Genomic DNA, 18,877 nt, shown 5'->3' with positions numbered 1-18,877 from the left:
GATCACCGCGCTGTCGTTGGTGCCATGGATGGTGACGGTGACGAGCTGGCTGTCGCTGCCGTCGGAGGAGACGGCGGTGAAGCTGTCGGTGATGGTGTCGCCGGCGCCGAGCTGCTGGATGGCGGCCTGGGTGTTGTCGGCGGTGTAGGTCCAGCTGCCGTCGGCGGCGAGGGTGAAGGTGCCATAGCCGTTGCTGCCGGCGGTGGCGGCCTGGGTGGTGAAATTGGCCTCGCCGGCGTCAACGTCGGTGATGGTCAGCAGTCCGTCGGCTGTCAGGTTGCCGGCAACGATGCCGTCGGCGCCATTGTCCTCGGTGACGTCGTCGGTCGAGACGCCGCCGATCACCGCGCTGTCGTTGGTGCCATGGATGGTGACGGTGACGAGCTGGCTGTCGCTGCCGTCGGAGGAGACGGCGGTGAAGCTGTCGGTGATGGTGTCGCCGGCGCCGAGCTGCTGGATGGCGGCCTGGGTGTTGTCGGCGGTGTAGGTCCAGCTGCCGTCGGCGGCGAGGGTGAAGGTGCCATAGCCGTTGCTGCCGGCGGTGGCGGCCTGGGTGGTGAAATTGGCCTCGCCGGCGTCAACGTCGGTGATGGTCAGCAGTCCGTCGGCTGTCAGGTTGCCGGCAACGATGCCGTCGGCGCCATTGTCCTCGGTGACGTCGTCGGTCGAGACGCCGCCGATCACCGCGCTGTCGTTGGTGCCATGGATGGTGACGGTGACGAGCTGGCTGTCGCTGCCGCCATGGCCGTCGTCGGCCGTGATCGTGTAGGTGAGGGTCAGCGTCTCGCCGGCGGCAAGAAAATCAAAGGCCTGGGGCGTCGAGTTGAAGGTCCAGGTCAGATTGTGGGTCTCGCCCGGATTGGCCGACAGCGATGCCGGCGACACCGTCAGCATGTTGATCACGGCGGCGCTGTTCAGTCCGCCGGTGGTGCCGCCGAGCGACACCGAGGTCACGCTCGCGCTCACCGTATCGGAAACATCTGCATCGTTCACCGTCAGCGTGCCGCTGGCGGTCAGGGGCGAATTGGTCTCGGTGAGCGACGCGGCGGCGCTGTCCGTGGTCACCAGATGGATGTCCGGCTTGTCGTTCGTGCCGGTGAACTGGATGGCGGCGGTGGCCCAGCTCAGCGTGCCGTTGCCGAGCTGGATGGCGTAGGTCACATAGTCGACAAGGACCTGTCCGGCGGCAAGCGACTGCAACAGTCCGTCGATGCTGGCCGTGCTGTAGTGGATCGTGCCGTCACTGGCTATCCAGATCTTGGCGCCCAGCTGGCTGGTGTCGGTGGTCCCGGCGGCTCCCGCGCTGTCGTTGGAGCTGGAGTATGTAATGTCCTTGGTCAGCAGGTCCGCCGGCGCATATGTCTTCGTCGCTGTCGAGGCACTGATGGTGTCGTCGATGGAGTAGAGAGTCTTGGCCGCGCCGCCCAGGTCGTTCGCCAGCACATTCAGAATCAGAATGCCAGTCGCATCTTCCGAATAGAGGAAGGTGTCATCCTTGGCCTGCGGTGTGTTGGAAAAAGACGTCGTGGTGCCGCCGGCACCGGTGACCTGAGTAGCCATTTTTCACCCCTGTTGTTTAACGACAGACGCCCCACCGCCTGTCGACCCCATTGAAAGACCAGCCGCTTCTTGACTGAAAATGTTGCACAGCCGGCGCGCAGATACCGGCAGACATCGATTGTATCAGCGCACCAGAGGGCCCCGATGCCGGCGCTGAGCTACGGCCAGCAAAATGCGTGGCCGGTCACAGGCGGGTGGTGGCTCAAATGGTGATGGCTGCGGCGAAAGCGATCGCCGCGCTGCGTCTCCCCAGCCCCTTTAGCGTCGCTTAACCCGTTGTTGCCGGTCGGGGGCCATTTTATTCGACGCTTATATTAGGGTATTATTAACCCTGTCAGCGAGGAGGCGTCAACATCCTGCTTGGCATAACAGTTAATATTAGGGCCGCTACTCATTTCGACGCATGGCCGCAGGACCAGTCGCGCGGCAATCAACGCATCCGGAAGATAGGCCGCGCCGGTAGAGACCGCGTGGTTCAGCTCCGCCTTGCCGCTCTTTTCCCCATGCGGCCAAGAGGGCGGGGACCGATGGTCCGGCGGCCTTGCTCGACACCGGGCGCGTTTCGCCAAGCAACTGCGCGCATCAAAATCCTGAGGCACCTTTCAGGCCAAGCATCCGGCGTGGCTCGGCCGGCGTCGCGATCTCGTGGCCGAACTCGGTGAGCCGGTCGGCGAGAGCTAGCTTCCCGCCAACGACAGGCCGCTGGCGCGTTCGCGCAGCAGGGCAAGCAACTCGCTTCGGCGCGCTTCCGGCGTGTCGACGGGCAGTACGAAACAGAGCGTCTTGTTGATGGCGCCGTGGCCGTCCTGGATCGGCGCGGCCATGCACCAGGTGAAGCGGTCAGCGAGCGCCGCGGTCTCGCTGAAGCCCTGCTGGCGCGCCAGTTCGACGTCGGCGAAGAATTCTTCCGCAGGAATGATTCGGCCGTCGGGCAGTTTGTAGTCGCCGGCGGGAATGAAGCTCTTCAGCTCTTCCTTGCCCATATGGCCGACCAGCAGACGTCCCGACGCCGTCCACGGAATCGGCACCTCGACGCCGACATCGCTGGAAATGCGGAACGGTCCGGGCGAATCGCGGCAGTCGAGGACGACGTATTTGTTGCCGCGCAGCCCACACATCTGAACCGTCTCGCCGGTCTCCGCGGCCATCCTGTCCAGCGTCTCGAGGATGCGCCGGTAATGCGCGTTGTGGTGCGAATAGGCCCAGCCGAACAGGTGCATCGCGCGACCGAAATAGACATAGCCCTCGGTGCCGACAGTCTCGAGCATCTCGGCTTCGAGCAGGCTGTTGACGATCTCGTAGGTGGTCGAGCGCGGCGCACCGATCATCTTGGCGAGGTCGCCGACGCGCACCGGCGCGCGGTGCCTGAGCAGCGCCTCGAGCAGCATGATGACGCGGTCGATGCCACGGCGCCGCTCGCCACCTTGCGGTGACGCACTGCCAGCCTCGATCAGATTGGTCTCGCCATCGCTCATTTCAGCCGCCCGAAATCATTTTTAAGTCCTCGTCTCAAGACGCTTGAAAGAAGTCAAGGCTCGGTCTAGCATCCCGTCTGTCCGATATACAGACAGGATGTCTGAAATACCGGACAGATTAACGAGCCGGACAGAGAAGTCCAGACGAAAGAACGGGCGGTTCCGCAACGCGGCAACCGGTGTTTTGTCGTCCCGACCCCGCACGCCCGGACACAACCACTGAAGGGGAACAGTCATGATGAAATCGTCGTTTTTCGCATCCGCCAGCGCCCTTTGCCTCGGTCTCGTCCTGGCCCTGGGCGTAGGCTCGCAGGCCAATGCCGCCGCCAAATGCATCAAGGGCGACCGCAAGGCGCCGTACACGATCGGCTGGGCCAACATCTATTCGGTGCCGACCTGGATGAAGCAGACGCAGGGCACCATCGAGGCCGAGGTCGAAACGCTGAAGAAGCAGGGTCTGGTCGACAAGCTGGTGGTGACCGACGCCCAGGGCGACGCCAACGTGCAGATCCAGCAGATCCAGTCGATGATCGATTCCAATGTCGACGCCATCATCCTGATCGCCGGTTCCTCGACCGCGCCGGCGCGCGTCATCGCCGACGCCTGCGCCAAGGGCATCGCCATCATCAATTTCGACAGCCTCGTCGACACCGACCAGGTGACCGCCAAGGTCAACACCGATTCCTCGCAGTGGGGCGACCAGGCCGCCAAATTCCTGATCGACGCCATCGGCGGCAAGGGCAAAATCCTGATCCTCAACGGCCCGGCCGGCGTCTCGGTCAGCGACGACCGCCGCAAGGGCGCCGATGCCGAGTTGAAGGCTCATCCCGATGTGAAGGTCCTGGCCGAGACCAACACGCCCTACAATGTCGCGCCGGCGCAGGAAGCCGTCACCAGCCTGCTGTTCGCCAATCCCGAGATCGACGGCATCCTGTCGCTCGGCGGCGCGCTGTCGGCGGGCGCGGTGCTGGCGCTCGACAAGCAGGGCCGCGACCAGGTGCCGATCACCGGCGAGAACGCGCGCCAGTTCCTCGAACTGTGGAAGGATAAGGGCCTGAAGAGCTGGGCCACCATGCAGCCGAACTGGCTCGGCGCCTTCGCCACCTACACCGCTGTTCAGGCGCTTGAAGGCAAGGACGTGCCGGCCTTCGTCAAGATCCCGCTGCCGGTGATCGACAATTCCAACATCGACGAATACCTCGCCAGGGCCAAGGATTTCCCGGCTGACGGCTACATCTATTCGCCCTACGATGAGGAGCTGTTCAAGAAGCTGCTGGCGCAGAAGTAAGCCGGAAGGGTTGTAGAATTGACAACCAGGGCTCCGCTCCTTGCCGCGCGGGGGGTGTCGAAGGCTTTCTTCGGCAACCCCGTCCTGCGCGAGGTTTCGATCGCTCTCCAGCCCGGCCGCGTGCATGCGCTGCTCGGCGAGAACGGCGCCGGAAAGTCGACGCTGATCAACCTTCTGTCCGGGGCCTTGCGCCCGGATGGTGGGGCGATCGAGGTCGACGGGCGCGCTGTCGCGCGCATGACGCCGGCGCTGGCGCGGCAGGCCGGCATTGCCGTCGTGCAGCAGGAGCTCAGCCTGACGGCCAGCCTTTCGATCGCCGAGAACATCGGCCTCGGCGCCTATCCGAAGCGCTTCGGCCTGGTCGACTACAATGAGCTCGCCGCACGGGCCAGGGCGGCGTGCGGCCTCGTCGGGCTGCACGAGCCGCTGTCGACGCCGGTCGGGCATCTGTCGCTCGGGCGCCGGCAGATGGTGGAGATCGCCAAGGCGCTCTACCGCCGGCCGCGGGTGCTGATCCTCGACGAACCCACCTCGTCGCTGTCGGCGACGGAAACGAAGATCCTGACCGATCTGCTGGAGCGGCTGCGCCGGGAAGGCATCGCCATCCTCTACATCTCGCATCGGCTGAACGAGGTGATGGCGCTCTGCCAGCATGTCACGGTGCTCAAGGACGGCACCTGCACGGCGGACCGTTCGCTGGACGGAACAGACGCCAGCGGGCTGGTGCGGCTGATGGTCGGCCGCGACCCCGGCGATCTCTTTCCCAAGTGGCAGCCTTCCGCGTCGACGGCCACGGCGATCTCGGTCCGCAACTTCTCGGCCGGCCTGATGCGCGACGTCGATTTCGACATCAGGACGGGCGAGGTGCTGGGCATCGGCGGCCTGGTCGGGCAGGGGCAGGAGGATCTGCTGCTCGGCCTCTACGGCGCCATTCCGGCAAGGACGGCTTCGGCGAGCGTCAATGGCGCGTCGGGCCTGCCCGGCGGCGTGCCGAAGGCCAATGCGCTCGGCCTCGCCTATGTGCCGGCCGATCGCAAGCGCGAGGGACTGCATCTGATCCACCCGATCATCACCAACATGATGCTGCCTGCTTTCGCGCGGCTGCCGGCGCTGAAGCTGCGCAGCCGCCTGGCTGAGCGCAAGACGGCAAAGGGCCTTGCCGCGCAGCTTGCCATCAAGGGCGATCTTGAACGGCCGGCGCAGGCGCTTTCCGGCGGCAACCAGCAGAAGGTGGCGCTGGCGAAATGGATGCCGCACGATCCGCTGGTGCTGCTGCTCAACGACCCGACGCGCGGCGTCGATGTCGAGACCAAACGCGAGATCTATTTGATGCTGCGCGCCTTCGCCGCCGCCGGCAAGGCCGTCGTACTGCTCAGCTCCGACACGCCGGAGCTGGTGCATCTGTGCGACCGCGTGGCGGTGGTGCGGGAAGGCCGCATCGTCGCCACCCTCGAGCGCGCGGCGCTGAGCGAAGAAGCCATCGTGTCGGCGGCGATGGGCGCCGAGAAGCAGAAGGTCGCGGCATGAGCATTTCTTCCTCCGCGAAACCTGCCGGCTCGCTCTACTGGCCGGTGCAGGCGCGCCGCAACATCGGCGTGCGCAGCCTGTTCGTCGTCGTGCTGGCGTTTCTCATCGCCTACGGCGTGCTGTTCCCCGGTCTGTTCACGGCCTCCGGCTTCGCCAAATTCACCCAGAGCTGGTTCCCGCTGGCATTGGTGGCGATGGCGCAGGCGATCCTCATGCTCACCGGCGGCATCAGCCTGGCGATCGGCGCCACCGTCAGCCTCGGCGCCGTCATCGCCGCGACCACCATGGCGGGCCCGCTCGGCGTCGCCGGCGGCGCTGCTGCCGTTGCAACGGCCGGGCTCGGCATCGGAGCCGTCACCGGCTTCATCGTCGTCAGGCTTCGCCTGCCGGCGATCGTGGTGACGCTCGCCGGCTCCTTCATCATCGGCGGGGCCGCGCTGCTGATCCTGCCGCGGCCAGGCGGCGCCATTCCGGAATGGCTCTCCGACCTGCTGGCCGGCGATACCCCCGCTGCCTTCGTGCTTCTGGTGATGATCGTCCTGCTGTGGAAGCTCTATCTGGCGACGCCGCTGGGATTGAGCCTCTATGCTGCCGGCGAGAATCCGGTCGGCGCCTATCGGTCCGGCGTGCCGGTCGATATGGCGCGCGTCGCCGCCTATGCGATCAGCGGCCTCCTCTCGACCAGCGCCGGCCTCTTCGTCGCCGCACAGACGGGCTCGGGCGATCCGGTGATCGGCAACGCCTTCACGCTCAACTCCATCGCCGCCGCCGTGCTCGGCGGCATCGGCTTCCTCGGCGGGCAGGGCACGATGCGCGGCGCGCTGGCCGGCAGCCTGCTGCTCAGCCTGATGATCAGCGTCATGTTCTTCCTCGGCTTCACGCCGGTGGCGCAGTATGTCGCGCAGGGGCTGATCATCATCGGCGCCGTCGCCATCCCGCAATTCCGCAAGGTGCAGCCATGACAGCCTGGAACGACAACGCGGGCGGCAGGCGCGCCGTGGCGATCCTGAAGAGCCGGCCTTTCCTCACCGTCGCCATCGTCGCAGCGGTGTGGATCGGCGCGAGCTTCGCCTCGCGCGGCTTCGGCGCCTATGGCCATCTGCGCTATCTGGTCGAACTTGGCGCCGTGATCGGCCTGGTCGCTGCGGGCCAGACCTTCGTCGTGATCGCCGGCGGCATCGATCTTTCCGTTGCCGCGATCGTCACCGTCAGCGCCATCAGCCTGCCGTTGCTGTCATGGCAGGCCGATCCGACCGGCCTTGCGCCGGTCTTCGCGGTGCTTGCGCTGACCACAATGATCGGCCTGGTTAATGGACTTGGCGTCGCGCTGCTGCGCGTTCATCCGATGATCATGACGCTGGCCATGGCGACCTTCCTGCAGGGTCTGCTGATCATCATTGCGGGCGGCAGCGCCGTTACGGCCGAAAACCCGCTCGTCCATTGGCTCGGCAATGCGCGGCCGGCCGGGATTCCGGCGGGCATTCTGCTCTGGGTGGCCGTTTCCGCGATCGTGCTGACGGTGATGCATGCCACGCCTTTCGGCGCGCGCATCTTCGCCATGGGCGCCAATCCGCTTGCCGCTACCCTGTCCGGCGTGCCGGTAACGTCGACGACGCTTGCCGTCTACGGCATCAGCGGCTTCACCGCGGGGCTCGCCGGCGTGCTTGTGCTCGGCATGAACGGACAGGGCTATGTCGGGATCGGCGATCCCTACCTGCTTGCCTCGATCGCGGCGGTGGTGCTCGGCGGCACGTCCATTCTCGGCGGGCTCGGCACCTATGCCGGGACCATTCCCGGCGCGATCCTGCTGGTGACGATCACCGCGCTGATCACCGTCGTCAACGCATCGCCCGGCTGGCGCAGCATCCTGTTCGGCTCGCTGATTCTCGGCCTGCTGCTTCTCTCAGGCAGGGAGCAGGCCCGCCGATGACAATTCGTCCAGCCGGTAGATGCGCCTTGCGTTGCCGAAGAACAGTGCTCCCTGCTCGTCCGCGGAAAGGCCAGCCGAAATGGCTTTGAAGCTGTCATACACCTCGTCGAACGAGGCGTGCAGGCCGGCGACGGGAAAGTCGGAGCCGAACATGGCGCGATCCGCGCCGAAACAGTCGATGCAGTGCAGGACCACCGGTCGCAGGCTGTCGAGCGTCCAGTCATGATCGTAGGCGACGAGGTCGGAGATCTTGACGGCGACGTTGTCGCGCTGCGCCAGCAGCCGCAGCCCGTCGCGCCACCTGCGCATGCCGTCGGCGTCACGGTCGATCGGGCTGCCGCAATGGTTGAGGACGAATTGCTGGTCCGGAAACGCCGCGGCGAGGCGAGCGGCGTCAGCCAGTTGGCGCGGGAACACCATCAGGTCGAAAGAGAGACCGTAGCGCCCGAGCAGCTTCAGTCCGGAGCGCCAGGCCGGATCGTCCATGATGCCGTCGCGGGCGGCGAAGCGGCGCGCCGGATCAGGATCCCAGCTCAGAATGTCGCGGACGCCGACGACGCGGTCGAACGCGGCCTGCGCCTCGATCATCGCCGGCGCCTGTCGGCTGGCCAGCGGCACGTGGACGACATAGCGGGCTGCGACGCCTTGCGACTTTTCGAGCGTCTCCAGCCAGCGCGTCTCGCCGACGCAGTCGCCGGCGGCCCAGCCGGCTTCGACATGTACGCTGGCAACGACATTATGCCGGCCGGCATCGCGCAGATAATCCTGCGGCAGATAGTTGCGGCGCAGCGGGCCAAGCTCGCCCAGGCCGCCGCGCTCGCCGGCCGTGGCGTTCAGCCAGGGGTGCCGGCCGAGGCCGAGGTCCCAGAGATGATGATGGGCGTCGATGATCGGTCCGGAGTAGGGGGCTGGCACGCGTTTCTCGCAGGCTGTGGGGGGCGCCGGCAATCGGTCAGGCCCTCGTTTGGCGATGGCGCAAGAGGTAGCATTCGATGAGCGAGAACACATCGGCTCCGCCGCTTGCCGTGCATGAAAATTTTTGGCTCGACGACCGCATTCGCGGCGTGCCGCCCGGCACGGCCGCGCTAGACAGCAGCCATGTCGGACTGCAAGGCTGGCATCCTGCTGGTGGCCGCATGTCGCTGCCTTTGCTGACGCTCGACGAGGCCGCCTTCGCGTCAAATCGCGACCTGTTCCTGCGCTATGTCCGTGAGCATGGGGCTGAGATCGCGCCGCATGCCAAGACGCCGATGGCGCCCGACCTAGCCCGGTCACTGGTCCAGGCTGGCGCGTGGGGCACCACGGTCGCCGACATCAGGCAGGCCACGGTGATGCTCAAGGCCGGACTGACGCGGCTGATCATCGCCAACGAGGTCGGCGGCACCGGCGGGGCGAACCGGCTCGCGGCGCTTGCCGGTGCCTGGCCGAACGCCGAGCTCTATGTCTTCGCCGACTCGGTCGCCGCCGTGAACGCGCTGGTGCTGGCCTGGCGCGCCAATGCTTTGCTTGCTCCGTTGCGCGTGCTGGTCGAGCTTGGCGCGGCGAGGGCAGGTGCGCGAAGCACCGCCGAAGCCGAGGCGATCGCCGATGCGATCGCGGCGACCGGCGGACGCTTGCTGATCGCAGGCGTCGCGACCTATGAAGGGGCAGCCGCGGAGCCCGATCCGGTCCGCACCGACGAGGTCGTCTCGGCGCTGCTGGCGAATGTCGGCGACATGTTCCTCAGGCTTCGCGCCCGTGTCGGCGGCGAGACGCCGCTGATCATGACGGCCGGTGGTTCGGTCTTCTTCGATAAGGTGGTCGCGGCGCTGTCGCCGATCGTCGCCAAGGACGGCAAGGCGACGCTGGTGCTGCGCAGCGGCGCCATCTTCTTCCACGACCATGGCGTCTACGACCGATCGCTGGGCGCGGTCGATGCCCGCAACGGTTTTGCCGTCGATGGCGCCGGCGCTTCGGCGCGGCGTTCGTTCCGCCCGGCGCTGCGCATCTGGGCCGAGGTGCTGTCGCGGCCGGAGACCGGTCTCGCCATCTGCGGCATGGGCATGCGCGACGTCTCGTTCGACCAGGGTTTCCCGAAGCCGCTGACGGTCTATCGCGGCGGCCACCCGCTTGCGGTGCCATTAAAAGGCGAGGTCGTGAAACTCAACGACCAGCACGCCTTTCTGTCGCTTCAGCCGGACGATGACATCGCCGTCGGCGACGTCATCGAATTCGGCATTTCGCATCCTTGCACCTGCCTCGACCGCTACCGCGTCATCTTCGGCGTCGACGAGAGCGGGCATGTGACGCACGCCTTCCCCACCTATTTCGGCTGATCAGGGCCACAAGAAGAGACTCTCGAAAGGATCCGACATGATCAAATACTTCCAGTCCGGCTCCCGCATGTCACAGGCCGTCGTCTATGGGGGCATAGTGCACATAGCAGGACAGGTCGCCAACGACCGCAAGGCCGGGATCGAGGCGCAGACCAGCGATGTGCTGGCCAAGATCGAGTCGCTGCTCATCGAAGCCGGCAGCAGCAAGTCGAAGCTCGTAGCGGTCAACATCTTCCTGCCGCAGATCGGCGACTTCGATGCGATGAACAAGATCTACGATGCCTGGGTGGACCCAACGCGGCTGCCTGCCCGCGCCTGCGTCGAGGCGCGGCTGGCCGATCCGGACCTGCGCATCGAGGTCACGGCGGTCGCGGCTGTCTGAGGGGGGAGCCATGCATACCGGCCTCGTCCATACGCTCGATTTCGACCGCGACGGCAAGACGCTCGCGCACTTGAGCATTCCGTTCTCGATCGACCGCTCGCCCTATTTCCAGGTCAAGGTGCCGATCTGCCTGATCCGCAACGGCGAAGGCCCGTCGCTGCTTTTGATGGCCGGCAATCACGGCGACGAATATGAGGGCGAGTTGTCGCTGGCCAAGCTTGTGCGCAGGCTCGATCCCAGGCGGATCAGGGGTCGCGTCACCATCCTGCCGATGGCGAACGCGCCGGCGGTGATGGCCGCCAAGCGCTGCTCGCCGCTCGACGGCGGCAACCTCAACCGCGCCTTTCCGGGCGATCCCTCGGGCACGCCGACCGGCCGGCTGGCCAATTTCCTCGAGACCGAGCTGTTTGCCCGCCACGACGTCGTCTTCGACATCCATTCCGGCGGCACCTCGATGGAGCATCTGCCGACGGCGTTGGTCGAACGCAATGCCGAGCCCGAGCGCCACCGGCGCGGCGTCGAGCTGATGCGCACGCTCGGCATGCCCTATGGCTTCATTGCCGACAATGGCGCTGCCTCGCCAACCTCGATGGGTGCCGCGCGCCGGGCCGGCGCGATCGGCGTCAGCGGCGAGTTCGGTGGCGGCGGCACGGCCACGGTGGATTCGATGGCGCTCACCGCCCGCGCACTCGACAGGCTGATGGTGGCGTTGGGCGTGGTCGAGGCCCCTGTGCTCGCGCCGGATGCCGAGGCTGCCGCTCCAACGCGCCTGCTTTCGCTGTCCCGCCACAGCCAGGGCATTTATGCGACGCGGCGCGGCTGGTTCGAGCCCGCCGTCAGGCTCGGTGACAGCGTGAGCGCTGGACAATTGGCCGGCTGGTATCACGACCTCGAACGGCTTGATGTCGACGAGGAAGCCATGCATTTCGCCGAGAGCGGCATCGTGCTGTCGCGCCGGCTGCACACGATGTGCGAGGCTGGCGACTGTCTGATGCAGGTGGCCGAGCCGGTCGAAGGCTGAAGACCGAGGCTCCTGGCCACACTACGAACTTGAGGATCAGCATGCAGCTATCGATGTGGACCTATCCCTGGGACATCCAGGATCTCGGCCTTGAGACGGTCGAACGCGATCTAACCCAGCGCGCGGGACTGAACATGATCAGCCTCGCCACGTCCTACCATGCCGGGCGGTTCCTGCAGCCGCGCAGCCCGCGCCGGAAGGCCTACTTTCCGGAGGATGGCACCATCTACTTCCAGCCGACGGCGGCGCGCTGGGCCGACCTTGCCATCCAGCCCAAGGTGGCCGATGTGGCCGGCGAAGGCGGCGACGTGCTCGGCCAGCTCGTGCGCCGTCGCGAGGCGGGCGGGCCTGGGGTCTCGTGCTGGACAGTGTGCCTGCACAACACCCGCCTCGGCATGCTTCACCCCGAGGCCGTCACCCGCAACGCCTTCGGCGATGCCAACTACTACAATCTCTGTCCCTCGCATCCGGACGCGCGCGCCTATGTCCGCGCGCTGGTCGCGGATATCTCGCACGGCTACAGGCCGGACAGGATCGAGCTCGAGAGCCCATCCTTCATGGGCTTTGCGCATGAGTACCATCACGAAAAGGATGGTGTCGGCCTGACGCCGGAGGACGATTTCCTGCTGTCGCTGTGCTTCTGCCCATCCTGCCTGGATCGCGCCGCCGAGGCCGGTGTCGATGGCGAGCCGGCGCGAAAGCTGGTCAGGCAATGGATCGCCGAGACCTGCGAGCGCGCCGTGCCCGAGCGACGCTTTCCTGATTTCCCTGCAGGGGGACTCGACACCTTCCTGCCATGGCCGGAACTGCATGCGTATCTCGCCTGGCGCTTCGAGCCAGTGACCAGCCTGGTCGCCGAGCTGCGCGAGGTGGCGCATCCGTCAACCAGGGTCGTCATCATCGATCTGAAGGAGGGCTGGCTCGGCGGCTGCGATCTCGCCGCGCTCGGCAAGGTCTGCGATGGGGCGATCCTGTGCGCCTATGACATGCAGGCGGGCGATGTCGCTGGACTGCTCGAAGCCGGACGCGCGGCGCTCGGCCCGGAAAAGTTCCTCGGCACCGGCTACCGGCTCTTTTATCCGGAGATGGCCGGCGCGGACGTGCTCGCTGCCAAGGTGAAGCCGGCGAGGGCGCCCGGCGTCGACGGCATCAACTTCTACAATTACGGCCTCGTTCCCGCCGCGCGGCTCGACTGGGTCGGCGCGGCGCTGTCAGCTTGAGAAGCGGAACCCGGAACGATCTGCCGGCTGATGCATTTTGGCCCTGTGCCAATCAGCTGGAGACATCATGCGAATTGCCCATGTCGCGCCGCTCTATGAGTCCGTGCCGCCGAAACTCTATGGCGGCACCGAGCGGATCGTCTCCTACCTGACGGAAGCGCTGGTGGCGCTGGGGCACGAGGTGACGCTGTTCGCCAGCGGTGACAGCCGCACCTCCGCGAGGCTCATCCCTGGCCGGGAATGCGCGCTTCGCCTCGACCCGCGCCCTAAGAAATCGGAGATAGCAGCGCATCTGGCGATGCTGGCCGAGGTCCGCGAGCGGGCGCACGAGTTCGACCTCATCCACTTCCATCTCAGCCATTTCCTGCATTTTCCCTTCTTCGCGGATATGGCCGGACGGACGGTGACGACGCCGCATGGCAGGCTGGACTATGTCGATCTGGCGCCCGCCTACCGGCGCTTCCCGCGCTTTCCGATGATCTCCATCTCGCGCAGCCAGAGAGCGGGGCTGGCCGAGGCCAAGTGGCTGGCGACGATCCACCACGGATTGCCGATCGATATCTACCGGCCCGCTTTCGAGACGACGAAGGAGGAACCGTACCTTGCCTTTCTTGGTCGGCTCTCGCGTGACAAGCGGCCTGACCGCGCGATCGAGATCGCGCGCCGCTCGGGGTTGAAGCTGAAGCTGGCGGCCAAGATCGGCGACGACGACCGCGCCTATTTCCATGACGAGATCGAGCCGCTGATCGACGGTGACCGCGTCGATTATGTCGGCGAGATCGCCGAGGACGAGAAGGCCGACTTCCTCGGCAAGGCGGCCGGCCTGCTGTTTCCCATCGATTGGCCGGAGCCGTTCGGCCTGGCTCCAATCGAGGCGATGGCCTGCGGCACGCCGTCGATTGCCTGGAATCGCGGCGCCTTGCCGGAGATCATCGACCAGGGCGTGACCGGATTTGTCGTGGAGTCGATGGACGAGGCGATCGAGGCAGTGCCGGCGCTGCTTCGCCTGGACCGTCGAAAGGTCAGGGCGGCCTTCGAAAAGCGGTTTTCCGCCACCAGAATGGCTCGCGACTATGCAGCGGCCTATGCGCGCCTCATCGGCGATTCAGCCGAAGCCAAGGCGTCGTGAGAGGCGCAGCCTGATCCGGGGGCGAAACAAACGGGAAGAAACCGATGACAGAGCTCGACGAGCGCAAGCTTGATCCCGCCGTTGCCCTTGCCTCGCTGGACGAGACCGCGCCGCGCGAACCGCACCGGCTTTTTGCGCTGAAGCAGGGCGACTGCTTCGTGGTGGCCGATGCCTATGGCGACATCAGGGGCGCAGGTGACGGCTTCTTCCGCGACGACACGCGCGTGCTTTCGGAGTTCCGGCTGACCGTCGGCGGCCGGCAGACCTCGCTGCTCGGCGCCTCGCTCAGCCAGGACAATGTGCTGTTCACCAGCAACCTCACCAATCTGCCGATCCAGAGCGCCGGCGGGCGAGACATTTCACAAGGCGCAATCCATGTCGAGCGCGTCAGGCTGATCTGGCAGGACCGGCTGTTCGAGCGCATCACGCTTTCCAATTACAGCCAGGAGACGTCGGCCATCCGCGTTTCGCTGCACTTTGCCGCCGATTTCCGCGACATGTTCGAGGTGCGCGGCTCGACGAGGGCAAAGCGGGGCACCGCACACGCGGCCAAGATCGATGCGACGTCGGTGCTGCTTCACTATGACGGGCTGGACGGGCTGGCGCGCCTGTCGGCGATATCGTTCTCTCAGGCGCCCGATCAACTGACGGACAGCCGCGCCGATTTCCTCGTCGCGGTGACCAAGCGTTCCAGCAAGGTGCTCTATGTCGAGGTCGGTTCGGAGGTTGTCGAGACCCCGGATCGCGATCGCTTCCGCGCCGCAGCGGCCCGCGCCCGTTTCGGCATGCGGGCAAAGCGCCGCCACGGCGCCACGGTGCACAGTTCGGGCCGCGTCTTCAACGACTGGGTCGAGCGCGCCCGCGCCGATGTGGCGCTGCTCACCACCGAACTCGCGACAGGGCCCTATCCCTATGCCGGCATCCCTTGGTTTTCGACGGCATTCGGCCGCGACGGCGTGATCTCGGCACTGCAGATGCTCTGGCTCAACCCTGGTCTGGCGCGGGGCGTGCTTGCCTTCCTCGCCCAGCACCAGGCGACCGAGACGTCGCCGTTCAGCGATTCACAGCCCGGCAAGATCATGCACGAGACCCGCAAGGGCGAGATGGCGGCGCTGCGCGAGCTTCCCTTCGGGCGTTACTATGGCGGCGTCGACACCACGCCGCTCTACATCCATCTCGCCTGCGCCTATGCGGAGCGCACCGGCGACATGGACTTCATCGACACGCTGTGGCCGTCGCTCAAGGCCGCGGCCGAATGGACTGAAGAGGCGAGCCGGGAGACCGGGTTCGTCACCTATCAGCGCGCCGCCGAATCCGGCCTCGCCAACCAGGGCTGGAAGGACAGTTTCGACTCCGTCTTCCATGCCGACGGCCGCATCCCCAAAGGACCAATCGCGCTGGTCGAGGTGCAGGGCTACGTCTTTGCCGCGTTCCGGGGGCTGGCGGCGCTGGCACGGCGCCGGGGCGGATATGCGGAGGCCGAGCACTGGGAGGAACGGGCCGAAGAAATGCGGATCGCGGTGGAGCGCGATTTCTGGGTGGACGATCTGAATTTCTATGCGCTGGCGATCGACGGCGCCGGTGAGCCCTGCAAGGTGCGGACGTCGAATGCCGGGCATCTTCTGTTTGTCGGGTTGCCCCAGCCCGAGCGGGCAAAGCTGGTCGCCGACCAATTGCTTTCGGCTCCCTTCCATTCGGGCTGGGGCCTGAGGACGCTTGCCGACGACGCCGTGTTCTTCAACCCGATGTCCTATCACAACGGCTCGATCTGGCCGCATGACACCGCCATCTGCGGCGTCGGCCTGGCGCGCTATGGCGAGCGCGAAAGCGTGGTGCGGCTGATGAGCGGCACGTTCGAGTCCGCCGTGCATTTCAACATGCGGCTGCCGGAACTGTTCTGCGGCTTCACCCGCGCGCCGGGCGAGGCGCCCATCGCCTATCCCGTCGCCTGCCTGCCCCAAGCCTGGTCGGCCGGCTCCGCCTTCATGCTGATGCAGGCCTGCCTCGGCCTGGAAATCGATGGTTGGGAGGGCGAGGTCCGCGTCACGCGGCCAAGGCTGCCGATCGGCATCGACATGCTTACACTTCGGCACCTGACCGTCGGCGACCGGGCGGTCGACCTGACATTCCAACGCGTCGGCGACCGGGTCGTCGCCTTCCTTGCCGACCGGCATGAGGGGTTGGTGCCGCTCATCGTGCGAACTTAGCCAAGGGTTCGCTCGCCGCCTGACAAATGTCGGAACCGATGGTCCGTTTGTGCGTTGCACAATCACACCGGACGCGCGGCGGTCTGTTCCGTCGCCCGGCAAGGTGTCGAAAACAAGAAGAATGAGGCCTGCGGCGGGCCGGTGGCAAATTGGCGTATCAATGACTGATCAAGGCATCGACTTGCTGTGGGGCCTGCTCCTAGTAAGTCTTGGACTTTCCGCTCTTGCGGTGTTTTTTTCCATATCCCGACACCGCCGCAATTCCACGCCTGCGACCGTGCACGTCGCTGGCGAGGACGTGGCTTCCGAAGCGGCGCGCAAAGTACTTCGGGAATTCGAGAAGAACGGCCAGTCGGTCGACGCGGCGCTGGTGACATGGTCGCCCGAAACCTTGCGCAAGATCCTTCACGAGGACCTGCCCGAGGCGCAGGTGATCGTGGTTTCCAACCGCGAGCCTTACATCCACAACACCAAGGGCGACGGCGTCGAACTCGTCGTGCCGGCGAGTGGGCTGGTTTCGGCGATGGAGCCGATCACGCGCGCCTGCGCCGGCACCTGGATCGCCTATGGCGGCGGCACGGCGGACCGCCAGATGGTCGACGGTGACGACCGGGTGCAGGTGCCGCCCGACAATCCGTCCTACACCCTGCGCAGGGTGTGGCTCACCGAGGAGGAATATCAGGGCTACTATCTCGGCTTCGCCAATGAAGGTCTCTGGCCGCTCTGCCATATCGCTTTCACAAGGCCGATCTTCCGCGAGTCGGACTGGGACGCCTACGAGGCGGTCAACCGCAAGTTCGCCGACACCGTGGTCGCCGAGGCGCGCAACGAGCGGCCGATCGTGCTGGTCCAGGACTATCACTTCGCGCTTCTGCCGCGCATGATCCGCGAGCGCCTGCCCGAGGCGATCGTCATCACCTTCTGGCACATTCCGTGGCCGAACTCGGAAGTCTACAGCATCTGCCCGTGGCGGGAGCGTATCCTGGACGGGCTGCTCGGCAGTTCGATCATCGGTTTCCATACCCAGTTCCACGCCAACAATTTCACCGAAAGCGTCGACCGCTTCCTCGAAAGCCGGATCGAACGGGCGGACGCCGCCATTTCCTACGGCGGCCAGACGACGCTGGTGCACGCCTATCCGATCTCCATCGAATGGCCCCTGCAGCTTCTGGCCAAGCTGCCCGATGTCGCTGAGTGCCGTGCGCGCGTCCGCGACCGGTTCGGGCTGCCGGCGGATGCGAAGCTGTGCATCGGCGTCGAGCGCCTCGACTACACCAAGGGCATTCTCGATCGCTTTCATGCGCTGGAGGAATTGTTCACCAGGCATCCCGAGCTGATCGGCAAGGTCGTGTTCCTGCAGATTGCGGCTCCCAGCAGGGGCACGCTGCCTGCCTACAGGCAATTGTACGACGAATGCATGCGCTATGCCGACGACCTCAACCTGCGTTATGGCGCAGACGGCTATCGGCCGGTCGTCATCGTGGCCGAGCATCATTCGCAAAAGGCGGTCTACGAGATCTACCGCGCCGCCGATATCTGCATGGTCACCAGCCTGCATGACGGCATGAACCTGGTCGCCAAGGAATTCGTCGCAGCGCGCGACGACGAGCAAGGCGTGCTTCTGCTCTCGACCTTTGCCGGCGCCTCGCGCGAGTTGCTGGAAGCACTGATCGTCAACCCCTACGACGCGGCGATGATGAGCGCGGCCCTCTCGCAGGCGCTGACCATGTCGGCCGAGGAGCAGCGCGAGCGGATGCGTAGGATGCGCGAGATCGTGCGCGACAACAATGTCTACCGCTGGGCCGGAAGCATGCTTCTGGACGCGGCGCGCCTGCGCAAGCGCGGCGAGCTCGACCGCGTCACGGCCAGCGCCGAGCGCCTGGCCACCCCCGACAACGTCGTCCCCATCTTCGAACGCAAACAGGTAGCCGGACTCCGATGAATCTTCAGCCAGAGTTGACGCCACGCCTCCCCGAAGGCCGATGGGCGTTGTTCCTCGACATTGACGGCACCTTGCTGGAGCACGCCGCCCATCCGGACGCCGTGTCGGTCAGCGAGGAGCTTCGCCTTCTGCTGCAGACGATCGAGCGCCGGCTGGACGGCGCGCTTGCCTTCATCACCGGCCGCTCGGTCGCGGCGGTCGACCGACTGTTCGATCCGCTGAAGCTGCGCACTGCTGGTCTCTACGGACTGGAGCACAGACTTGCCCCTGGCGGCCCTGTCGAGGCCGCTGACGAACCGGCGGACATGGCGGCGCTCGCCGACGAGATCGAGCTGGAGCTGGCGAGCCAGGCCGTCTATGTCGAGCGCAAGGGCCCGGTGCTCGCCGTCCATACGCGCGCCGCGCCGCATCTGCTTGCGCGGGCGACGAAGCTCGTCGAGCAGGCTCTGGACCGGCTGCCGAAGGGATATCGTGTGATCGCCGGCAATGCCGGGGTCGAGCTGATGCCGCTCGAGGCGGCCAAGGGTGCCGCCATCAGGAGGTTCATGGACATTCCACCCTTTGCCGGGCGACGGCCGGTTTTCCTCGGCGACGACACATCCGATGAAAACGGCTTCGAGACGACCAATGCCGCGGGCGGGATATCCATCCGGATCAAGCCTCGGGGACCAACGGCGGCACGCCATGTCATTGCCGATGTCACCGGCGCGATCGGCTGGCTTCAGGACAATTTCGGCGATCTCGCCATCGAGACTGGCCGGGGCGAAGCCCGACGCAGCCGCGGACCATGAGCTGGCTGTCGCCAATAGGCCTGGTCGTGGAAAAATTGTTCGGGACCGGCGCCGCCGAAAGCCGATTGTTCCTTTTATCGGGCCCTGAAG

At 66.0% G+C, this 18,877-nt stretch carries 15 protein-coding genes; 12 read left to right on the top strand and 3 right to left on the bottom strand.

Annotation, left to right across the window (positions count from 1 at the left end; translation table 11 throughout):
* Together EN846_RS14955 and EN846_RS14950 are read right to left on the bottom strand one after the other, a co-directional pair.
* Positions 1–1,560: VCBS domain-containing protein (locus tag EN846_RS14955; protein WP_210236113.1), on the bottom strand; the 1,560-nt coding region annotated here is incomplete at its 3' end.
* A gap of 677 nt (positions 1,561–2,237) precedes the next feature.
* Positions 2,238–3,035 (bottom strand): IclR family transcriptional regulator, encoded by a 798-nt coding sequence (locus EN846_RS14950; RefSeq protein ID WP_127393914.1) that lies wholly within the window; start codon positions 3,033–3,035, stop codon positions 2,238–2,240.
* A gap of 235 nt (positions 3,036–3,270) precedes the next feature.
* On the opposite strand from EN846_RS14950, the gene EN846_RS14945 reads away from it, so the two are divergent.
* From EN846_RS14945 to EN846_RS14930, 4 genes are read left to right on the top strand one after another with little or no spacing between them, the layout of a single operon-like run.
* Positions 3,271–4,323, top strand: a complete 1,053-nt coding sequence (locus tag EN846_RS14945) for an ABC transporter substrate-binding protein (RefSeq protein ID WP_127393913.1) — start codon at positions 3,271–3,273, stop codon at positions 4,321–4,323.
* A gap of 18 nt (positions 4,324–4,341) precedes the next feature.
* Positions 4,342–5,850 (top strand): sugar ABC transporter ATP-binding protein, encoded by a 1,509-nt coding sequence (locus EN846_RS14940; protein WP_128272850.1) that lies wholly within the window; start codon positions 4,342–4,344, stop codon positions 5,848–5,850.
* Positions 5,847–6,812: an ABC transporter permease gene (locus EN846_RS14935; RefSeq protein WP_127392081.1), complete on the top strand. Its 966-nt coding sequence runs from the start codon at positions 5,847–5,849 to the stop codon at positions 6,810–6,812. Before EN846_RS14940 ends, EN846_RS14935 begins: the two co-directional genes overlap by 4 nt.
* Positions 6,809–7,780: an ABC transporter permease gene (locus tag EN846_RS14930; protein WP_127392080.1), complete on the top strand. Its 972-nt coding sequence runs from the start codon at positions 6,809–6,811 to the stop codon at positions 7,778–7,780. Before EN846_RS14935 ends, EN846_RS14930 begins: the two co-directional genes overlap by 4 nt.
* On the opposite strand, the gene EN846_RS14925 is transcribed toward EN846_RS14930, so the two are convergent.
* Complete coding sequence (locus EN846_RS14925; RefSeq protein ID WP_127392079.1) at positions 7,754–8,695, bottom strand: amidohydrolase family protein; 942 nt, start codon at positions 8,693–8,695, stop codon at positions 7,754–7,756. The genes EN846_RS14930 and EN846_RS14925 overlap by 27 nt on opposite strands.
* 77 nt (positions 8,696–8,772) lie before the next feature.
* Between EN846_RS14925 and EN846_RS14920 the strand changes: the two genes are divergently transcribed.
* The 8 genes from EN846_RS14920 to otsB all read left to right on the top strand — a co-directional run bounded on the left by EN846_RS14920 (position 8,773) and on the right by otsB (position 18,787).
* On the top strand, positions 8,773–10,095 hold the full coding sequence (locus EN846_RS14920) for an alanine racemase (protein WP_127392078.1): 1,323 nt from the start codon (positions 8,773–8,775) through the stop codon (positions 10,093–10,095).
* A gap of 37 nt (positions 10,096–10,132) precedes the next feature.
* Positions 10,133–10,477 carry a RidA family protein gene (locus EN846_RS14915; protein ID WP_127392077.1) on the top strand — a complete coding sequence of 115 codons (345 nt, stop codon included), beginning with the start codon at positions 10,133–10,135 and terminating at the stop codon, positions 10,475–10,477.
* Positions 10,478–10,487: 10 nt separating this feature from the next.
* A complete protein-coding gene (locus tag EN846_RS14910; RefSeq protein ID WP_127392076.1) occupies positions 10,488–11,498 on the top strand; it encodes a succinylglutamate desuccinylase/aspartoacylase family protein in 1,011 nt (336 codons plus the stop codon).
* A gap of 41 nt (positions 11,499–11,539) precedes the next feature.
* The gene (locus EN846_RS14905) at positions 11,540–12,718 is read left to right on the top strand and encodes a hypothetical protein (RefSeq protein ID WP_127392075.1); all 1,179 of its coding nucleotides are present in this window, start codon (positions 11,540–11,542) and stop codon (positions 12,716–12,718) included.
* Between the two features lie 67 nt (positions 12,719–12,785).
* Entirely contained in the window at positions 12,786–13,847 is a 1,062-nt protein-coding gene (locus tag EN846_RS14900; protein WP_127392074.1) for a glycosyltransferase family 4 protein, read from the top strand.
* A 44-nt stretch (positions 13,848–13,891) separates the two neighbouring features.
* A complete protein-coding gene (locus EN846_RS14895; protein WP_127392073.1) occupies positions 13,892–16,054 on the top strand; it encodes an amylo-alpha-1,6-glucosidase in 2,163 nt (720 codons plus the stop codon).
* Between the two features lie 160 nt (positions 16,055–16,214).
* Positions 16,215–17,996, top strand: a complete 1,782-nt coding sequence (locus EN846_RS14890) for a trehalose-6-phosphate synthase (RefSeq protein WP_127392072.1) — start codon at positions 16,215–16,217, stop codon at positions 17,994–17,996.
* Entirely contained in the window at positions 17,993–18,787 is a 795-nt protein-coding gene (gene otsB / locus EN846_RS14885; protein WP_127283727.1) for a trehalose-phosphatase, read from the top strand. Before EN846_RS14890 ends, otsB begins: the two co-directional genes overlap by 4 nt.
* The last annotated feature ends 90 nt before the right edge of the window (positions 18,788–18,877 follow it).

Origin of the sequence: Mesorhizobium sp. M4B.F.Ca.ET.203.01.1.1 (assembly GCF_004791025.1) — a bacterium.
GTDB lineage: Bacteria > Pseudomonadota > Alphaproteobacteria > Rhizobiales > Rhizobiaceae > Mesorhizobium > Mesorhizobium abyssinicae.
This window is presented reverse-complemented; position numbering and strand designations above follow the sequence as displayed.